The organism is Neisseria sp. P0019.S002 (genome assembly GCF_051957155.1).
GTDB lineage: Bacteria > Pseudomonadota > Gammaproteobacteria > Burkholderiales > Neisseriaceae > Neisseria > Neisseria perflava.
This window is the reverse complement of sequence record NZ_JBQCWS010000004.1, coordinates 155,557-174,085: the sequence shown is the minus strand read 5'-3', so window position 1 is coordinate 174,085 and position 18,529 is coordinate 155,557. Positions and strand designations below refer to the sequence as shown.

The window sequence follows — 18,529 nt, the reverse complement described above, 5'->3', positions numbered from 1 at the left end:
GACGATTATATCAAGAGATTGCACAACTTGTTACAAATGCTTTCAGACGGCCCGAACCTTTATCCTTTATAATACTGCCAACTGAAAACACAAGGCCGTCTGAAATGACCCAAAACGCAAACAATCTCTGCTGGCTCGATATGGAAATGACCGGCCTCAATCCGGAACACGACCGCATTATCGAAGTCGCCATGATCATTACCGACTCCGATTTGAACGTACTGGCGCAATCAGACGTTTACGTCATCCATCAAAGCGACGAGTTGCTCGACGGCATGGACGAGTGGAACACCGCCACCCACGGCCGTACCGGCCTGACCCAACGCGTGCGCGAGTCCAAACTGACCGAAGCCGAAGTCGAGCAAAACCTGTTGGACTTCATGTCCGCATGGATACCCGAGAAATCCACGCCCATGTGCGGCAACTCCATCCATCAAGACCGCCGCTTCATGGTCAAATACATGCCGCGCTTGGAAGCCTATTTCCACTACCGCAACTTAGACGTATCCACGCTGAAAGAATTGGCCAAACGCTGGAATCCGGCCGTCGCCAAAAGCGTGGTCAAACGCGGTTCGCACAAGGCATTGGACGACATCCTCGAAAGTATCGAAGAAATGCGCCATTATCGCGAGCATTTCCTCAAACTCCCTTCCGAACAATAATCTTAAGGCCGTCTGAAACAGGTTTTACACCGTTCAGACGGCCTGATCGGCTTCCCTCATCTCATGAAAATCACCAAAATCTTTACCTTCGATTCCTCGCACATGCTCGACGGGCATGACGGCAAATGCCAAAACCTGCACGGCCACACCTACAAACTCGAAATCACCGTCTCCGCACCCGTTATCCAAGGCGGCGCAAAAGACGGCATGGTGATGGACTTTACCGACCTGAAAGCCATCGTCAAACAACACATTACCGACCCATTCGACCATGCCTTCATCTATCACGGCAACAACGAACGCGAAAGCCAAATCGCCGCGCTTTTGGAAGGCTGGAACATGAAAACCCTGCGTCTGCCCTGCCGCACCACCGCCGAAAACATGAGTGTAGAAATGTATGGCCGTCTGAAAAACGCCGGTGTCAAAGTGTGCAGCGTGAAACTATGGGAAACGCCGACTTCGTGTGCGGAATATGAAGGGGAATAAACCGGCATTTTGTATTTTTCAGACGGCCTGTTCCCCAAACACACCCATCCGCTAAACATCAAAAGGAATCTTCATGAAAATCATCTCCACCCTCCTCGTCCTCTTCGTCGCTGTCGAACACTTCTACATCGCCTGGCTCGAAATGACGCAAATCCCAAGCGAAAAAGCGTCAGAGCTGTTCAACATGCCTTACGAATTTATGGAACAAAAACGCGTACAAACCCTGTTTTCCAACCAAGGCCTGTACAACGGCTTCCTCGCCATCGGCTTAGTATGGGCGCGCTTTGCCGCACCCGACAACGCGGTTTACGGCGCGACTATCCTGTTCCTCGGCTTCGTCCTCATCGCCGCCGCATGGGGCGCATTTTCATCCGGCAACAAAGGCATTTTGTTCAAACAAGGCTTGCCGGCATTTTTGGCCGCCGCAGCCGTCATTGCCGCTTAAGCACACACCAGCCATTCTTTCCCCTCGAACTAACAGAAAGAATGGCTGCCTCAACCGATTTCTCAAAATACTTCACCACAATAATTAAATCCCGCACACCCAATATTCATGACCATTCAAATCACTCCGAACAATCCCCAATACCGCATTGTCGAAATCTTTGAAAGCCTGCAAGGCGAAGGCTGGAATACAGGCATGCCCGCCGTTTTCATCCGTTTGGGCAAATGTAATCTCGCGTGCAGCTGGTGCGATACCGACTACCTCAAATTCGGCATGATGAGCCTGTCCGATATTTTAGGCCGTCTGAAAACCTATACGGCGCGCAACATCATCATTACCGGTGGCGAGCCCACCATCCAACCGCATTTGGATACCCTGCTCAATGCACTCAAAGCCGAAGGCTATTTTCTGTGTATCGAAACCAACGGCCTCAACCCCGCGCCGCCGCAAATCGACTACGTTGCCACCAGCCCTAAAGCCTGCTACGCCGCCAAATACGAAAAAAGCTGCATCGAGAAAGCAGACGAAGTGCGTATTGTTGCCGACGGCGATGTCATTACGTTTTGCCAAGAGATGGAACGCAAAATCCGCGCCCAACATTACTACCTCTCGCCTTGCGAACAAGACGGTGTGATGAATATCTACGACACCATCCGCCAAATCGGCGTATTAAACAGCCGATCCGATGCCCCCGTCCATTGGCAACTGAGCGTACAAACGCATAAATGGGCAGGAATAGAATAATTCGTTTGAAATCAATTAAAAACAAAACCTTTACAAAATATTGAATGTAAATACCATTCGATATTCGACCAAATGCACTACTGGCAAAGCGCTCAGGCCGTCTGAAACCCTATTTCAGACGGCCTTTTTTGTTACAAACCTCTTGACCGATTACATAAGATTACGTAAAGTGTGCAACAGTTTTCATAAATTGGTAAAACCAATTTACCTGATAACTGGTTGCATCTAAAAAGTGGCAATCCTTATTCGAAAAACATCTATTACTCAACACATCGCATCAAACCGCCATTGATTGACGGTTATGGTGCCCGTTGCCCCGAGGATATTCCTATGGCTCTCTTTCTCAGCATTTTCCCAATCATCCTGCTGATTTGGCTGATGGTTAAGAAAAACAGTATGCCGTCTTACATTGCGCTGCCGATTACCGCCGCGCTGATTTACGTCATCAAACTGTTTTATTTCGGCGACAACGCCATGTTGCTCAATGCAACAGCCGCATCCGGCCTCGTCTCTACCCTGACCCCGATTACCGTGATTTTCGGTGCCATTATGTTCAACCGCATGATGGAAACCACCGGCTGTATCGACGTCATCCGCAAATGGCTGGCCACCATCAGCCCGAATCCGATTGCCCAGTTGATGATTATCGGCTGGTCTTTCGCCTTTATGATTGAAGGCGCATCCGGTTTCGGTACGCCTGCCGCCATTGCCGCGCCAATCCTGATGAGCTTGGGCTTCAACCCATTAAAAGTAGCCATCTTCGCTTTGGTGATGAACTCCGTGCCTGTTTCCTTCGGTGCAGTAGGTACCCCGACTTGGTTCGGCTTCGCACCTTTGGGCCTGGATCAAAAGAGCATTATGGAAATCGGTATGCAAACCGGCGTAATGCACTTCTTTGCTGGTTTCATCATCCCTGTTATCGGCTTGAGCTTCATCGTACCTTGGGCTGAAATCCGCAAAAACTTGGGCTTTATCGGTATCGCCGTATTCTCCTGTACCCTTCCTTATGTTGCATTGGCGATGGTCAATGAAGAATTCCCATCTCTGGTTGCCGGCGCAATCGGCCTGATGGTGTCCGTATTTGCAGCAAACCGCGGCTGGGGCTTGAGCAAAGATTACGCCAAAGACCCGAATGCAGAAAAAGTACCTTTCGCACAAGTTGCCAAAGCACTGGCTCCTTTGGGTATGCTGATCGGCATGCTGGTGGTCACCCGTATCAAACAGCTGGGCATTAAAGGCCTGTTGACCAGCAAAGAAGAATGGTTCAGCTTCCAACTGCCGTTTGATTTGTCCAAAATCACCGTCAGCGACTCCCTGACCATCACCTTCGGCAATATCTTCGGCCAAGGCGTAAACGCTTCCTATCAAACCCTCTACGTTCCGGCTTGGATTCCGTTTGTCTTCACCGTTTGGATTTGCATCCTGCTGTACAAAACTAAATTCAAAGATGCATGGTCTTTCTACGCTGCAACCTTCAACCAAACCAAAAAACCTCTGCTTGCCCTGATGGGTGCGCTGATTATGGTTCAACTGATGATGGTTGGCGGCGATGACTCCATGGTGAAAATCATCGGTAAAGAATTTGCCGCGATGGCAGGCGAACACTGGGTGTACTTCTCCCCATACCTTGGCGCAATCGGTGCATTCTTCTCCGGCTCCAACACTGTATCCAACCTGACCTTTGGTCCGATTCAACAACAAATCGCGCTTGATACCGGCCTGTCCGTTACCCTCATCCTCGCCCTACAATCTGTCGGCGGTGCAATGGGCAACATGGTCTGCATCAACAACATCATCGCCGTGTGCAGCGTGTTGAACGTGAACAACGCCGAAGGTGCGATCATCAAGAAAACTGTCATCCCAATGACCATCTACGGCATCATCGCCGTGACTGTGGCTGCAATTTTCTTCTTGTAAACCGCTTCATATCAAAGGCTGTCTGAACATTCAGACGGCCTTTTTTTGTATTCTTTCGCTATATTTCTTAAAGAATCATTAATGTATATATTCCGCAACAACCCACATAACTACTTTGCAACACCAAATCACAAACAACTTTCTATTAATAAACAATCGGGTAATCATAAGTAAACACTGTTTTGCAATTTACCTAATTGCCACTACCGACAAAACGCCTAAAATACGCTTCATCTGCAAACGGAAACCCTTTCTCACTTTGCAAGATAACACACAACCCTCATATGGAGCTTAGATCATGAAATTACTTTCTGTTATCACTGCAGCCGCATTGGCTACTGTTTCCTTCTCTGCTGCCGCTGCACCTGCCGGCTTCGTTTCTTACCGTTGTGACGGTGGCAAATCACTGAACGTGATGTACGGCTTTGACCGTAGCGGCCGTGCAGTTACTGCTGACGTAAACGCCGGTGGCAAAAAAGCCTCTTTGGTTGTCGACAAAAAACGTTCTGACAGCACTGGCACTACTTTCACCAACCGTCGCGGCTATGTAATGTCTGCCGGTTTCATCGACAAAAACACCCACACTACTTCTGAAGTTGTCGGTGTGAACGCCCCTAACGGCTCATTCCTGGTGAAAAACTGCGAACCACGTCCACGTTAATCCCAGTTTTCCTATTTAACCGAATCATCCCGGTTTGATAGAAAGGCCGTCTGAAAAACAATTTTCAGACGGCCTTTTGATTTAAGCCTATAAAAAAGAGCGTGTACCGTACACGCTCTTTTTGTTTGTTCGCACACCAATTAAATACGCATCGGCATCACGATGTATTTGAAATTCGGATTGTTTGGCACGGTAAACAGCGTTGAACGGTTGGCATCACCAAAAGCAAGCTGCATATCGTCGGAGTGGATGTTACGCAACACATCCATCAGGTAGCCAATGTTGAAACCGACTTCAAGTTCTCCGCCTTGATAAGCGATTTCCAGCTCTTCGCGCGCTTCTTCCTGCTCGTTGTTGCTACATACAACACTCAGCAAACCAGGCTGTAGGAACAGTCGCGCGCCGCGGAATTTTTCATTGGCAAGAATGGCGGCACGCTCGAGCGCACCCAAAAGCTGGGTACGGGATACGAGGAAAATCTTGTCGTTATCCAAAGGAATCACGCGGTTAAAGTCAGGGAATTTACCGTCAATGACTTTGCTGACAATAGTCGTACCATTGCATTGGAAGCGTACTTGATTGTCCAAAAGCTCAACGGTGATGGACTCGGACGGATTGTTCAACAGCTTGAAGAGTTCCAATACCGTTTTGCGCGGCAGGATTACTTCCGTTTTCGGCAGTTCTGCTTCAATTTGGCTGGCCGCATAAGCAAGGCGGTGGCCGTCGGTTGCAACAAGGCGCAGTTGGTTTCCTTCAACCTGCATCAGCAAGCCGTTGAGATAATAGCGGATATCTTGAACCGCCATGCTGTATTGCACTTGCGAAAGCATGGTTTTGAAGGTTTCTTGAGTCAGCGAGAAAGTCGCGCTGACGTCGCTGCCGACGTTCATCAACGGAAAGTCTTCAGCAGGCAAGGTTTGCAGGGCAAAACGGGATTTGCCCGCGCGCAAAGTCAAGCGGTTGTCTGCCCAATCCAAAGATACCAGCGCACTGTCAGGCAGGGCGCGCAAAATGTCTTGGAATTTTTTAGCGTTGGTCGTAATACGGAAATCACCTGCCTGACTTTCAGGGCCGGCGGTATTGATTTGGATTTCCAAGTCGGTTGCCAAAAGTTTGGTTTGTCCGTCTTTGCTTTCCAGCAACACATTAGACAAAATCGGCAGAGTATGGCGACGTTCGACAATACCGGTAACGGCTTGCAACGGCTTGAGCAGACTGTCGCGATCGGCTTGTAAAATAAGCATGTTCCATTCCTTTGAATTTGAAATCGGTTGATTTGGGTATTTTAAAATATTTTTTGTTTTCAGACGGCCTCATATTGACATCAGGCCGTCTGAAATCGCATTGGGTCAGTTCTGAATCAGAATCAGCAGTTTTTCGTAGTCTTGCGCCAATTCAGGGTCTTCTTCACGCAGTTTCGCCACCGCTTTGACGCCGTGCATCACAGTCGTGTGGTCGCGGCCGCCAAAGGCATCGCCGATAGAAGGCAGGCTGAGCGTGGTCAGCTCTTTGGTCAGGCTCATGGCAACTTGGCGCGGACGGGCAATATTGCGCGTGCGTTTTTTGCCCAATATATCGCTGATTTTAATACGGTAGTATTTGGCTGTCGCATCGATGATGATGTCAGCGGTAATGACTTTGTGTTTTTCGGCAATAATATCCTGTAAAGCCGTACGCGCCAAATCCATATCGATGACAGGACGGTTCATAAAACGGCTGCTTGCACTGACACGGTTGAACGCGCCTTCCAGCTCACGCACATTGGAGCGGATCAGATTGGCGATAAACAGAGCGGCTTCGTCTTCGATACTGATACCGGCTGCTTCTGCCTTTTTCTGCAAAATCGCCACGCGCATTTCCAATTCGGGCGGTTCGAGTTCCAAAGTCAAACCCCATGAGAAACGGGATTTGAGACGGTCGTCCATACCCTCGATTTTGGCAGGCAATACGTCGCACGTCAGGATCAGTTGTTTTTTCTCGTTGTGGAAATGGTTGTACAGATAGAAGAACTCTTCCATCGTACGGTCTTTGCCTTTAATGAACTGAATATCGTCGATAATCAGCAGGTCATATTGTTTGTATTGTTGCTTGAACACATCATAAGTGTTGTTGCGCACAGCCTTCATAAAGCTGCGGATATAGTCGTCCGAGTGCATATAGCGCACTTTGGCATCAGGACGGTTTTTCAGCAATTCGTTGCCGATGGCTTGCACCAAGTGGGTTTTACCCAAACCGGTACTGCCGTATAAGAAAAACGGGTTGTAGCCCTGCCCCGGATTTTCAGCAATCGCTTGGGCGGCTGCGGCGGCAAGGCGGTTGCCCTTACCTTCCACCAAAGTTTCAAATGTATAGTCGCGCGACAGATTGGTCTGCTCGTAGCGCGCTTCTTCCGCATCGTGTTGCGCGTCGGTTTTGGCTTTGGCAACTGCTTTAGATTCAGCCGGAGCGGCAGTTTGCACTTGAGGCTCATGCGGCAGGTTTTTCATGCGTTGCGCCAAAATCTCGGCAGCCGTCATGGCAGCGGCAGGTTTAGAAACCGTTTCAGACGGCCTATCTTCTTCCATTGGCGCAGCAGTTTGCAAAGGCATTTGAACAGGCTCTACAAATTCTTCAACTTCAATGACTTCTTGCACTTGCACCGGCGCAACAGTCTGAGCCGCCATTTCATAATGCGTACCTACGCCCGGCTTAAACGCGAAAGCAGCCTGCTGAGGCACCAATTCGGCACGCACGGCGTCAATTTTGGCGGCAAACTGGCTTTTGAGCATATTGCAGGCAAATTGGTTTTTACCATACACCACCCATACGCCGTTTTCTTCGCCCACGGTCAAAGGCGCAATCCATTGCGCAAACTGCCCGGCAGGCAACATTTCGTGAAGGCGGCAAAGGCACAGCGGCCAAAATTCAGCTAACGTCATGAGATTAAGCTCGGAAAATGGAAGATTTGGGAAATACAAGAAGGCAGAGCAGACAGGCAATCCGATAAAAATCAAATTTTTACGATACTCCCGCTGCTTTCAGACGGCCTTGCGCACAGAGAAAAGCAAGGTTGGGCGATTATACCCATTCCGCTCTTTTTTATCCACAACCGCCGCAAAATTTTATCCACAAATTCTATCAATGCATAAAACCCGTTGTCACACTTTGGCCAACGAAAAGTTTTTATATTGATTGACAAAAGCGGCAAATTGGAGTGTAATTCACGGTTTAATTATCTACCAATTTTTAGGAAACATCATGAAACGCACTTATCAACCTTCCGTTACCAAACGCAAACGCACCCACGGCTTCTTGGTTCGCTCCAAAACTCGCGGTGGTCGCGCAGTATTGGCTGCCCGTCGCGCCAAAGGCCGCAAACGCCTGGCTGTATAATTTTGAATTACGGCTTCTCGAAGCAGTATCGCTTATTAAAAACGGATGATTTTTCATCCGTTTTTGCGTTGAAAAACCGACGCAGCCGCGATTTGCTGCAAGTCTCCCAGTCCGCAGACAACGCGCTCGGCCATCCGCGCCTTGGTTTGGTCGTCAGCAAAAAGACCGCCAAACGCGCCCATGACCGCAATTATATGAAGCGCGTCATCCGCGACTGGTTCAGGCTGAATCAACACCAGCTACCGCCGCATGATTTTGTTGTGCGCGTACGTCAGGCGTTTAATCGGGAAACTGCCCCGGAAGCCCGAAACCAACTTGCCCAGTTGATGAAAAAACGCCGATGAACACCCTGCTTTCCAAGCTCCTCCTTGCACTCATCCGCTTTTACCAATACTGCATCAGCCCCCTCATTCCGCCGCGCTGCCGCTATACCCCGACCTGTTCACAATACGCAGTCGAAGCCGTTAAAAAACACGGCGCATTCAAAGGCGGATGGCTGGCCATCAAACGCATCGCACGATGCCATCCTTTCGGCGGACACGGACACGACCCTGTTCCATAATGCTGCTGTCAACCATTTAAAGAACACGATTTCCTTTAATTTCCCGTCGGTTTCTATATAATGCCGTCTGAAGCAGTTTTCATCTCGATTACCTATCCGTCAATTCCAGGAATCTCTTATGGATTTTAAAAGACTTGTGGCATTTTTTGCCATCTCGCTGGCAATTTTTGCCGGCTGGGAACATTTCTTCCCCAGCCCCAAACCTAATCCGGCGCAACAAGCTGCGCAACAGCAAACGGCCGCCGCTCCGGCAAAAGCCGCTGCCGAAGCCGCGCTTGCTCCAGCTACCCCCATTACCGTTACCACAGACACGGTTAAAGCCGTCATCGATGAGAAAAGCGGCGACCTGCGTCAGCTGACCCTCTTGCAATACAAAGCAACCGGCGACGAACACAAACCTTTCGTCCTGTTTAACGACGGCAAAGAATACACCTACGTTGCCCAATCCGAGCTTTTGGACGCACAAGGCAACAACGTTCTGAAAGGCATCAGCTTTAGCGCTCCGCAAAAACAATACAGTTTGGAAGGCGACAAAGTCGAAGTCCGCCTGAGCGCGCCTGAAACCAACGGCCTGAAAATCGACAAAGTTTATACTTTCACCAAAGGCAGCTACTTGGTTAACGTCCGTTTCGACATTACCAACAGCAAAGGCCAACCCGTGAACCTGAGCGCAGACTACCGCATCGTCCGCGACCACAGCGAACCCGAAGGCCAAGGCTACTTCACCCGCTCTTACGTCGGCCCGGTGGTTTACTCCCCTGAAGGCGGCTTCCAAAAAGTCAGCTTCTCTGATTTGGATGACGATGCCAAATCCGGCAAATCCGAAGCCGAATACATCCGCAAAACGCCGACCGGCTGGCTCGGTATGATTGAACACCATTTCATGTCCACTTGGATTTTGCAGCCTAAAGACGGCCAAAGCGTATGCACCGCAGGCGACTGCCGTATCGACATCAAACGCCGCAACGACAACCTGTACAGCGCAAGCGTCAGCGTGCCTTTAGCCGCCATTCAAGCCGGCGCGAAAGCCGAAACCGCCATCAATCTGTATGCCGGTCCGCAAACCACTTCCGTTATCGCCAATATCGCCGACAAACTGCAACTGGCCAAAGACTACGGCAAAGTGCACTGGTTCGCCTCCCCCCTCTTCTGGCTCCTGAACCAACTGCACAACATCATCGGCAACTGGGGCTGGGCAATCATCGTTTTGACCATCATCGTCAAAGCCGTGCTGTACCCGTTGACCAACGCCTCTTACCGCTCTATGGCAAAAATGCGCGCCGCCGCACCTAAATTGCAAGCCATCAAAGAGAAATACGGCGATGACCGCATGGCGCAACAACAAGCCATGATGCAGCTTTATAAAGACGAGAAAATCAATCCGCTGGGCGGCTGTCTGCCTATGCTGTTGCAAATCCCCGTCTTCATCGGCCTGTACTGGGCATTGTTCGCCTCCGTAGAATTGCGCCAAGCGCCTTGGTTGGGTTGGATTACCGACTTGAGCCGCCCGGATCCTTTCTACATCCTGCCTTTGATTATGGCGGCAACCATGTTTGCACAAACTTATCTGAATCCGCCGTCAACCGACCCTATGCAGGCGAAAATGATGAAAGTCATGCCTTTGATTTTCTCCATCATGTTCTTCTTCTTCCCTGCCGGTTTGGTTCTATACTGGGTAGTCAACAATCTCTTGACCATCGCCCAACAATGGCACATCAACCGCAGCATCGAAAAACAACGCGCCCAAGGCGAAGTCGTTTCTTGATAAAAGCTTAGGCAACGCAAAGGCCGTCTGTTGTTCAGACGGCCTTTTTTTTATTTCCCCAAACAAATACAGTTTGAGATTGAATCCAATCCGGTTTTAAGCGGCATGCAACACAAAAATCGTCGGGCGTTTTTTCAAATTCGGCATTTCTTTTCTTTTCCGCCACTGCGCAATCGTCTGGCTGATGATTTCCTGTGTCGGTAAGGTTAAGTCCGTGGCCACGCATAATCGCGTTTCAGGATGCAGGTTTTCCACCGCATCAGCCAACAACGCATCGTTGCGATACGGCGTTTCGATAAACAGCTGCGTTTCATTCTGCTGGCGCGAACGTTGTTCCAAAGCCTTCAAACGCTGAATCCGCTCATTTTTTTCAGACGGCAAATAACCCTTAAATGCAAAGTTCTGACCATTCGCACCCGAAGCCATCAGCGCCAGCAGCAAACTGGACGGCCCGACCAAAGGCCGTACTTCAAAACCGTGTTTATGCGCCAACGCCACCAAATTCGCGCCCGGATCGGCAACAGCCGGACAACCTGCCTCGCTGACAATACCCATACTGCGCCCTTCTTGCAAAGGTTTCAATAATTCCGGCAAAGTCTTCAAATCCGTATGTTCATTCAGCGTTTGCAGATTCAGCTCGCGGATAGGCGTAGTCACGCCCAAATGTTTCAAATGCAAGCGCGCTGTTTTTTCCGCTTCCACAACAAAATCCGTCAGCCCGACAATCGCCTGTTGCTCATGCGGCAACAGGCATGGCGTATCAGGCGCACCCAAAGGGGTAGGAATCAAATACAAAATCGGTTTCATTCTTGCAGCTCCCAAAAATCTCAGGCCGTCTGAACACATTCAGACGGCCTCAAACTATAAAACTTCCACACCTTCGTTTTTCAAAAAATCAATCAGACGGAAAATCGGAAGGCCGATCAAAGCATTCGGGTCCGTACTTTCAATACGCTCCAACAAAGCGGCGCCCAAACCCTCGCTCTTCGCCGCACCGGCACAATAAACCGCATCCGGCTCGCGTTCCAAATATCGGCTGATTTGTTCCTGCGACAACTGGCGCATGGTAACCACCGTATGATCGACATGATGCTGAACCTTGCCCGTAGCAGTATTCAAAAGCACGATTGCGCTGTAAAATTCAATCCGTTTTCCGCTCAAGTCCGCCAGCATCTGTTGTGCATTTGCGACGTTCATCGGCTTGCCCAATTGACGTCCTTCGCACCATGCGACTTGGTCTGCGCCGATAATCAGCGCGGCAGGAAAAGCTGCCGCCAATGAACGGGCTTTGCCTTTAGCCAAACGCAGCGCCGTTTCGCCCGCATGCTCGCCGGCAATAGGCGTTTCGTCAAAATCGGGCGATGCCGTCTGAAAATCAATACCAAAACGGCGAAGCTGTCCGCAGCGGAAAACCGAACTCGACCCTAAAACCAAAGGCAGTTTTACTTCCATATTTTTACTTAAAAACATTGACGTTAGACCGCCGAAATTATATCATACTCCGTTTATGTCATACCCTAATTTGATTGACCCAGAAGTTTTCGCCGCCGAAGGGCAGAATCTGCAAGGCAGCTTCCTGCTCGAAGAATTGGATGAACGAGTCAGTTCGCACGATTATCCGGCCGACAAACAGACGCGCGTGTCGTTTACGCTGCAAGGCGGCCGCGACCGGCTGCAACGTCTGTTTCTCGATTTGAACGTCAAAGCCGACATGCCCCTGATTTGCCAGCGCTGCATTACGCCCATGCCGTTTCTGCTCGATGAAACCAGCCGTATCGTCTTGTTTGCCGATGAAGAGAGTTTGGACGAAGCCATGCTTGCCGATGAAGAATTGGAAGGTATGCTGCTCGAAAAAGAGCTAGACGTACGAACTCTGGTCGAAGACCAAATCCTGATGTCGCTCCCTTTCTCCCCTCGACACGAAGACTGCGGCAACAATGGGACACTGGAAGAAGTCAATCGGGACAAACCAAACCCCTTCGCTGTTTTAGCAGGTTTGAAAAGCAGTTAATTAGGACACAGTTTATTTATTTAGGAGCTTGAAATGGCCGTTCAACAAAACAAAAAATCCCCTTCTAAACGCGGTATGCACCGTTCACACGACGCTCTGACTGCGCCTTCTCTGTCTGTCGACAGCGCAACCGGCGAAGTGCATCGTCCACACCACATTTCTCCAAACGGTATGTACCGTGGCCGTAAAGTGGTAAAAGCTAAAGGCGAATAATCCGTTCGTCTGACTGAAAAAGCCAGAATATTGCCATGCAATGACTGGCTTTTTTGCATTGCACCCTGTATTTTCCTCTTCGGAAGCACACCATGAAACGTAAAATCTGGTACACCTACGACGACATCCACCGCGTAATCAAAGGATTGGCGGAAAAAATCCAAAACTCCGGCACCAAATACGATGCCATGATTGCCATTGGCGGCGGCGGTTTCATCCCTGCCCGCATGTTGCGCTGCTTCTTGGAAATCCCGATTTACGCCGTGACCACAGCCTACTACGACAACGATCACGAAGGTCAAGTGACCGAGGAAGTAAAAAAAGTCCAATGGCTTGACCCCGTTCCAGATGCCCTGAAAGGCAAAAACGTACTGGTCGTCGACGAAGTGGACGACAGCCGCGTTACCATGGAATTCTGCCTGAACGAATTGTTGAAAGAAGATTTCGGCACCATCGGCGTGGCAGTATTGCATGAAAAAATCAAAGCCAAAGTCGGCAAGATTCCCGAAGGCATCCCTTATTTCAGCGGCATTACCGTGGAAGACTGGTGGATCAACTATCCTTGGGACGCGCTGGACATCGACGAACACAACAAATTGGCCGCACAAAACCAATAAATCTGGCACGACCGTCGCAACAAGCCTTTTCATCTGATTTTCAATTCAATCTCCTGAAAATCAGATGAGCGTGCTTGTCCGATTGTTTGAGGCCGTCTGAAACACACAAACCGGAGAACAACATGATTACACTGGCCGTAGATGCCATGGGCGGAGATGCAGGCCTTGCGATTACCGTCCCCGGTGCAGTGGATTTCCTGAAACAGCAATCCGACGTACACCTGATTATGGTCGGAGATGAAGCAGCAGTCCGCCAAGCATTAAGCTCTGCTGGCGCGCCTATGGATCGCATTACCGTCTGCCATGCAGCACAAGTTGTTGAAATGGATGAAGCGCCGCAATCCGCGCTGAAAAACAAAAAAGAATCATCCATGCGCATCGCCATCAACCAAGTTAAAGAAGGCAACGCGCAAGCCGCCGTATCGGCAGGCAATACCGGCGCACTGATGGCGACCGCCCGATTCGTCCTCAAAACCATTCCCGGCATTGAGCGCCCTGCCATCGCCAAATTCCTGCCTTCCGACAGCGAACACGTTACCCTAGCTTTGGATTTGGGTGCCAACGTTGACTGCACTCCCGAACAACTGGTTCAATTTGCCATCATCGGCAGCGAGCTGGTACACGCGCTGCACCCTGAAAAAGGCAGCCCGCGCGTCGCCCTTTTGAACGTCGGTACAGAAGACATCAAAGGTACGGATGCCGTCAAACAAACCTTTAAACTGTTGGGCAGCAGCAAACTCAACTTCATCGGCAATATCGAAAGCAACAGCGTTTTGTATGGCGAAGCCGATGTCGTTGTCGCTGACGGGTTTGTCGGCAACGTTATGCTCAAAACCATCGAAGGCGCGGTTAAATTCATGAGCGGCGCCATCCGCCGTGAATTCCAAAGCACCCTGTTCAACAAACTTGCCGCCATTGCCGCCCTGCCCGCGCTCAAAGGTTTGAAAGGCAAACTGGATCCGCGCAAATTTAACGGCGCCATCCTACTTGGCCTACGCGGTATCGTGATTAAGAGCCACGGCGGAACCGACGAAGTCGGCTTCCGTTATGCTTTGGAAGAAGCCTACCACGAAGCCAAATCCGCCGGCCTCGCTCAAATCGAACAAGGCGTAGCCACCCAGTTAGCTGCTTTGGAAGCCGCCAAAGCAGCAGCCGAACTGGAAGAAACCGCTACTCCAACAACGGAAGCTTAAGGCTGATATATACAGGCCGTCTGAAACTTCAAAATGTTCAGACGGCCTGTTTTTATCTTTAATCACCGACTTCATTCTTAATATTGGGAATTTTCCCATTTTCGCTTACAATACCCGACTATCTGAATCAACTCTCTAAAAAGGCCGTTCTCATGCAATATGCCAAAATTTCCGGTACAGGCAGCTACCTTCCTGCCAACCGCGTCAGCAATGACGACCTTGCCAAAAAAGTGGACACTTCCGACGAGTGGATTACCACGCGTACAGGTATCAAATTTCGCCATATTGCAGACGACAGCGAAAAAACCAGCGACTTGGCCACCGAGTCAGCGCGCCGCGCCTTGGCAGATGCCGGTTTGCAGGCTGACGATATCGACCTGATTATCGTCGCCACAGCCACTCCCGATATGCAGTTCCCTTCTACGGCAACCATCGTGCAGCAAAAATTGGGCATTACCAACGGCTGCCCCGCCTTTGACGTCCAAGCCGTGTGCGCCGGTTTTATGTATGCCATGACCACTGCCAATGCCTATATCAAAAGCGGCATGGCGAAAAACGCTTTGGTTATCGGCGCAGAAACCTTCAGCCGCATCGTCGATTGGAACGACCGCACCACCTGCGTCCTCTTTGGTGACGGTGCGGGCGCGGTTGTCTTAAGCGCATCTGACGAACCGGGCATCATCCACGGCAAACTCAAAGCCGACGGCAACTACCTCAACCTTTTGAACGTCCCCGGACAAATCGCCAACGGCCAGATTTGCGGTTCGCCCTACATCAGTATGGATGGCCCCGGTGTATTCAAGTTTGCCGTCAAAATGCTGGCAAAAATTGCAGATGACGTTATCGAAGAAGCCGGTTACACCACCGATCAAATCGATTGGCTTGTACCGCACCAAGCCAATAAGCGCATTATCGACTCTACCGCCAAACACTTGGGCTTGAGCATGGACAAAGTGATCTTGACCGTCCAAGACCACGGCAACACTTCCGCAGCCTCCATTCCTCTGGCACTGGATGTCGGCATTAAAAACGGCCAAATTAAACGCGGACAAAACCTCTTGCTCGAAGGCATCGGCGGCGGTTTTGCCTGGGGTGCGGTTTTGGTGAAATACTAACGATTGTGCCGTCTGAACATCCCTTTCAGACGGCCTATTCTGCTAAAACCCATGAAATCCCTAACGTTTGCACTCTGCATCAGCAGCCTGTTTTTAAGCATAACGGCTGTAATATTGCCCAAACTGGCAATCGCCTATCTCGCACTGAGTACATACGTTTTCCTGCTTTACTACCTAGACAAACAGCGCGCACGCAACCACGGCGGACGCATACCCGAAGCAAAATTGCACCTGCTCAACCTGCTTGGCGGCTGGCCGGGCGGTTATTGCGGCAGCCTCGCATTCCGGCACAAAACCAGCAAACCCAAGTTTGTCCGCACCTTCCGGCTGAGTGCCGCAACCAATACTGTCGCCACCCTCCTTCTGCTGGCGGACACCCTCAAATATTCAAACCAATAAGGAATTACCATGTCTTTCGCATTCTTCTTCCCCGGACAAGGCTCACAAAGCCTAGGCATGATGAACGGCTTTGCCGAGCAAGCCATCGTTAAAGCCACATTTGACGAAGCTTCCGCCGTATTGGGTCAAGACCTGTGGGCAATGATTAACGGCGAAGATGCCGAATTAATCGGACAAACCGTCAACACCCAGCCCATCATGCTGGCTGCCGGCATTGCCACCTACCGCGCCTACTTGGAAGCCGGAGGTAAAATCCCTTCAGTCGTTGCAGGCCACAGCCTCGGCGAATACACCGCCCTCGTCGCTGCCGGCGCATTAGATTTCGCAGACGCGGTCAAACTGGTTCGTCTGCGCGCCGAGCTCATGCAATCTGCCGTACCTCAAGGCGTAGGCGCAATGGCCGCTATTTTGGGTTTGGAAGACGAACAAGTCAAAGCCATTTGTGCCGAAGCTGTACAAGGCGAAGTCGTTGAAGCCGTCAACTTCAACTCACCAGGCCAAGTCGTGATTGCCGGCAACACTGCCGCAGTCGAACGCGCCATGGCCGCCGCCAAAGAAGCCGGAGCCAAACGCGCCCTGCCGCTGCCTGTTTCCGTTCCTTCACATTGCAGCCTCATGAAGCCTGCAGCGGAAAAACTTGCCGAAGCACTGAAAGACATCACCATCAAACAACCGCAAATCCGCGTTATTCATAACGCCAATGTTGCCTCTTACGATGATGCCGACAAAATCAAAGATGCCCTAGTACGCCAACTGTACAGCCCGGTGCACTGGACAGAAACAGTCAACGCACTTGTTTCCGAAGGCATTACCGAATCCGCCGAATGCGGCCCTGGCAAAGTCCTCGCAGGCCTTGCCAAACGCATCAACAAAGAAGCAGCGTGCAGCGCATTGACCAATGCCGACCAAGTGGCTGCATTTATCGAAGCCCACTAAAATGTTTTCAGACGGCCTTTCTCAAAAAGGCCGTCTTTAATTCTTGAATATAAACCAGTAAAATAACAACAGAAAAGATGGGGAAGAAATTCTAAATCAGAAAACATAGGCACAAATTACAAGAAGGTTCATCTTAATAACCGTTTTAATGCATATTTCAAACCAAGTAACTTTGCCAGACTCCTGCCTACAGGAAAATATAGTATGATATTTACTAATAATTGAAAATTGTCATAGAATGAATATAAATATCACAATTGTAAATACTAGAATTAAGTCGTCTAACTTATGGCAACTTGATTACGAAAACACCTTTAACAAGTCCTAATCAATATAAGAAATAGTTATATGAGTAAAACAATATTATTTGGAATGCCTACTGTATCTGGATTGTATAAACTAATTGATAAGAATTTGAAATACCATGGTTTTAAAGTTATTAATATTACAGAAGACTTTGAAAACTTCCATTATCCTTCTATTTCTAGTTGGCTAAAAGTAAAATGGAGAAAATTTATTTACAAAGATATATCTGCTAAAAGAAATTTAAAATGTTCAACATTACAGAATATTATTACAGAGAAAATTAAGAACATTGGCGAATTAGACTATGCTTTATTAATTAGTGGCGACATATACAATAATGATTTTATTCAATTTCTTAATAAAATAAGTCAAAATGGTGTAGTTAATTATCAATTTGACGGTTTACATCGATTTCCTTCAATTTACTCTTTAATAAATGAATTTAATAGATGTTATGTTTTTGATTCAAATGATTTATATAATTCAGAGTACCGTCTCTTTCCTGCAACAAATTTCTATTTTGACTATGAGCTAGATAACCTTCCCAAAAGAACAGTAGATTTCTACTTCACAGGTGTTCATATGGACTCCCGAGCAAAAGTAATTGCTAATTTTGGACGCTATGCAAAAACAAGGAATAAGAGTACTGACATAAATATATTTTGGAAAAGATACGCAGATGGCAGAAAAATATACCCTGATGAGAGCATTACACTTATTGATAAAACAATCAGCTTTGAGGAAAATATTAAACGCGCCCAACATGCAAAAGTATTAATTGACTTTGTTATTGATAAGCATAATGGCTTATCTTTTCGCACTTTCGAAGCACTAGGAAATAAACAAAAGCTTATTACCACAAATACACAAGTAAAATACTATGATTTCTATCACCCTAATAATTTCCTAGTTTGGGATGGATATGATTTTGCACAGCTAGATGAGTTTTTAGCAAAACCCTACGTTGATATTGATGAGAAAATTCGACAAAAGTACAGCTTTAAGAATTGGATTAGTTATATACTACAAATTCAACCATATGAAGAAATAAAGCTTCCAAATCCAATAGAGGATATAAAAGTCAGACCATAATGATAGCCCCATATAAGAAATCAAAAACTCACT

The 18,529-nt window shown here is 48.9% G+C and carries 22 protein-coding genes; 18 read left to right on the top strand and 4 right to left on the bottom strand.

The window, feature by feature from the left end; genetic code table 11:
• The first annotated feature begins 104 nt into the window (after positions 1-104).
• The 6 genes from orn to ACTHTY_RS07995 all read left to right on the top strand — a co-directional run bounded on the left by orn (position 105) and on the right by ACTHTY_RS07995 (position 4,915).
• Positions 105-662 (top strand): oligoribonuclease, encoded by a 558-nt coding sequence (orn, locus tag ACTHTY_RS08020; protein WP_039862353.1) that lies wholly within the window; start codon positions 105-107, stop codon positions 660-662.
• Positions 663-725: 63 nt separating this feature from the next.
• Positions 726-1,148 carry a 6-carboxytetrahydropterin synthase QueD gene (gene queD / locus ACTHTY_RS08015; RefSeq protein ID WP_003748900.1) on the top strand — a complete coding sequence of 141 codons (423 nt, stop codon included), beginning with the start codon at positions 726-728 and terminating at the stop codon, positions 1,146-1,148.
• 73 nt (positions 1,149-1,221) lie between these two features.
• The gene (locus tag ACTHTY_RS08010; protein ID WP_036492894.1) at positions 1,222-1,593 is read left to right on the top strand and encodes a DUF1304 domain-containing protein; all 372 of its coding nucleotides are present in this window, start codon (positions 1,222-1,224) and stop codon (positions 1,591-1,593) included.
• A gap of 108 nt (positions 1,594-1,701) precedes the next feature.
• Positions 1,702-2,337, top strand: a complete 636-nt coding sequence (locus ACTHTY_RS08005; RefSeq protein WP_308881710.1) for a 7-carboxy-7-deazaguanine synthase QueE — start codon at positions 1,702-1,704, stop codon at positions 2,335-2,337.
• A gap of 330 nt (positions 2,338-2,667) precedes the next feature.
• Positions 2,668-4,254, top strand: coding sequence for an L-lactate permease (locus tag ACTHTY_RS08000; protein WP_049332627.1), 1,587 nt, complete (start codon positions 2,668-2,670; stop codon positions 4,252-4,254).
• Between the two features lie 298 nt (positions 4,255-4,552).
• Positions 4,553-4,915: an ACP-like domain-containing protein gene (locus tag ACTHTY_RS07995; RefSeq protein ID WP_003748906.1), complete on the top strand. Its 363-nt coding sequence runs from the start codon at positions 4,553-4,555 to the stop codon at positions 4,913-4,915.
• 140 nt (positions 4,916-5,055) lie between these two features.
• Here the strand turns inward: ACTHTY_RS07995 and dnaN are convergent, their stop codons facing one another.
• The gene (dnaN, locus tag ACTHTY_RS07990; RefSeq protein ID WP_004520410.1) at positions 5,056-6,159 is read right to left on the bottom strand and encodes a DNA polymerase III subunit beta; all 1,104 of its coding nucleotides are present in this window, start codon (positions 6,157-6,159) and stop codon (positions 5,056-5,058) included.
• Positions 6,160-6,264: 105 nt separating this feature from the next.
• Positions 6,265-7,833 (bottom strand): chromosomal replication initiator protein DnaA, encoded by a 1,569-nt coding sequence (dnaA, locus tag ACTHTY_RS07985; protein WP_440367161.1) that lies wholly within the window; start codon positions 7,831-7,833, stop codon positions 6,265-6,267.
• A gap of 319 nt (positions 7,834-8,152) precedes the next feature.
• On the opposite strand from dnaA, the gene rpmH reads away from it, so the two are divergent.
• The 4 genes from rpmH to yidC all read left to right on the top strand — a co-directional run bounded on the left by rpmH (position 8,153) and on the right by yidC (position 10,614).
• Positions 8,153-8,287, top strand: coding sequence for a 50S ribosomal protein L34 (rpmH, locus tag ACTHTY_RS07980; protein WP_002214728.1), 135 nt, complete (start codon positions 8,153-8,155; stop codon positions 8,285-8,287).
• Between the two features lie 2 nt (positions 8,288-8,289).
• The gene (gene rnpA, locus ACTHTY_RS07975) at positions 8,290-8,631 is read left to right on the top strand and encodes a ribonuclease P protein component (protein ID WP_003748912.1); all 342 of its coding nucleotides are present in this window, start codon (positions 8,290-8,292) and stop codon (positions 8,629-8,631) included.
• On the top strand, positions 8,628-8,849 hold the full coding sequence (gene yidD / locus ACTHTY_RS07970; protein WP_440367159.1) for a membrane protein insertion efficiency factor YidD: 222 nt from the start codon (positions 8,628-8,630) through the stop codon (positions 8,847-8,849). Before rnpA ends, yidD begins: the two co-directional genes overlap by 4 nt.
• Positions 8,850-8,967: 118 nt before the next feature.
• Positions 8,968-10,614 carry a membrane protein insertase YidC gene (gene yidC, locus ACTHTY_RS07965; protein WP_315115621.1) on the top strand — a complete coding sequence of 549 codons (1,647 nt, stop codon included), beginning with the start codon at positions 8,968-8,970 and terminating at the stop codon, positions 10,612-10,614.
• 96 nt (positions 10,615-10,710) lie between these two features.
• Here the strand turns inward: yidC and ACTHTY_RS07960 are convergent, their stop codons facing one another.
• Both ACTHTY_RS07960 and ACTHTY_RS07955 read right to left on the bottom strand, forming a co-directional pair.
• Positions 10,711-11,421 carry an SAM-dependent methyltransferase gene (locus tag ACTHTY_RS07960; RefSeq protein WP_440367158.1) on the bottom strand — a complete coding sequence of 237 codons (711 nt, stop codon included), beginning with the start codon at positions 11,419-11,421 and terminating at the stop codon, positions 10,711-10,713.
• A gap of 54 nt (positions 11,422-11,475) precedes the next feature.
• Positions 11,476-12,066, bottom strand: a complete 591-nt coding sequence (locus tag ACTHTY_RS07955) for a Maf family protein (protein ID WP_440367157.1) — start codon at positions 12,064-12,066, stop codon at positions 11,476-11,478.
• Positions 12,067-12,121: 55 nt separating this feature from the next.
• On the opposite strand from ACTHTY_RS07955, the gene ACTHTY_RS07950 reads away from it, so the two are divergent.
• The 8 genes from ACTHTY_RS07950 to ACTHTY_RS07915 all read left to right on the top strand — a co-directional run bounded on the left by ACTHTY_RS07950 (position 12,122) and on the right by ACTHTY_RS07915 (position 18,496).
• Positions 12,122-12,625 carry a YceD family protein gene (locus ACTHTY_RS07950; RefSeq protein ID WP_070836800.1) on the top strand — a complete coding sequence of 168 codons (504 nt, stop codon included), beginning with the start codon at positions 12,122-12,124 and terminating at the stop codon, positions 12,623-12,625.
• A 33-nt stretch (positions 12,626-12,658) separates the two neighbouring features.
• Positions 12,659-12,838 carry a 50S ribosomal protein L32 gene (gene rpmF, locus ACTHTY_RS07945; RefSeq protein ID WP_002240035.1) on the top strand — a complete coding sequence of 60 codons (180 nt, stop codon included), beginning with the start codon at positions 12,659-12,661 and terminating at the stop codon, positions 12,836-12,838.
• A 92-nt stretch (positions 12,839-12,930) separates the two neighbouring features.
• Positions 12,931-13,455 carry a phosphoribosyltransferase gene (locus ACTHTY_RS07940; RefSeq protein WP_440367154.1) on the top strand — a complete coding sequence of 175 codons (525 nt, stop codon included), beginning with the start codon at positions 12,931-12,933 and terminating at the stop codon, positions 13,453-13,455.
• Positions 13,456-13,577: 122 nt separating this feature from the next.
• Positions 13,578-14,648, top strand: coding sequence for a phosphate acyltransferase PlsX (plsX, locus tag ACTHTY_RS07935; RefSeq protein WP_440367152.1), 1,071 nt, complete (start codon positions 13,578-13,580; stop codon positions 14,646-14,648).
• 152 nt (positions 14,649-14,800) lie between these two features.
• Entirely contained in the window at positions 14,801-15,763 is a 963-nt protein-coding gene (locus ACTHTY_RS07930; RefSeq protein ID WP_440367150.1) for a beta-ketoacyl-ACP synthase III, read from the top strand.
• Between the two features lie 51 nt (positions 15,764-15,814).
• On the top strand, positions 15,815-16,162 hold the full coding sequence (locus ACTHTY_RS07925; protein ID WP_440367149.1) for a DUF1294 domain-containing protein: 348 nt from the start codon (positions 15,815-15,817) through the stop codon (positions 16,160-16,162).
• Between the two features lie 9 nt (positions 16,163-16,171).
• Positions 16,172-17,098, top strand: a complete 927-nt coding sequence (gene fabD, locus ACTHTY_RS07920; RefSeq protein WP_440367147.1) for an ACP S-malonyltransferase — start codon at positions 16,172-16,174, stop codon at positions 17,096-17,098.
• A gap of 348 nt (positions 17,099-17,446) precedes the next feature.
• Positions 17,447-18,496 (top strand): hypothetical protein, encoded by a 1,050-nt coding sequence (locus ACTHTY_RS07915; RefSeq protein WP_440367146.1) that lies wholly within the window; start codon positions 17,447-17,449, stop codon positions 18,494-18,496.
• Positions 18,497-18,529: the final 33 nt, after the last annotated feature.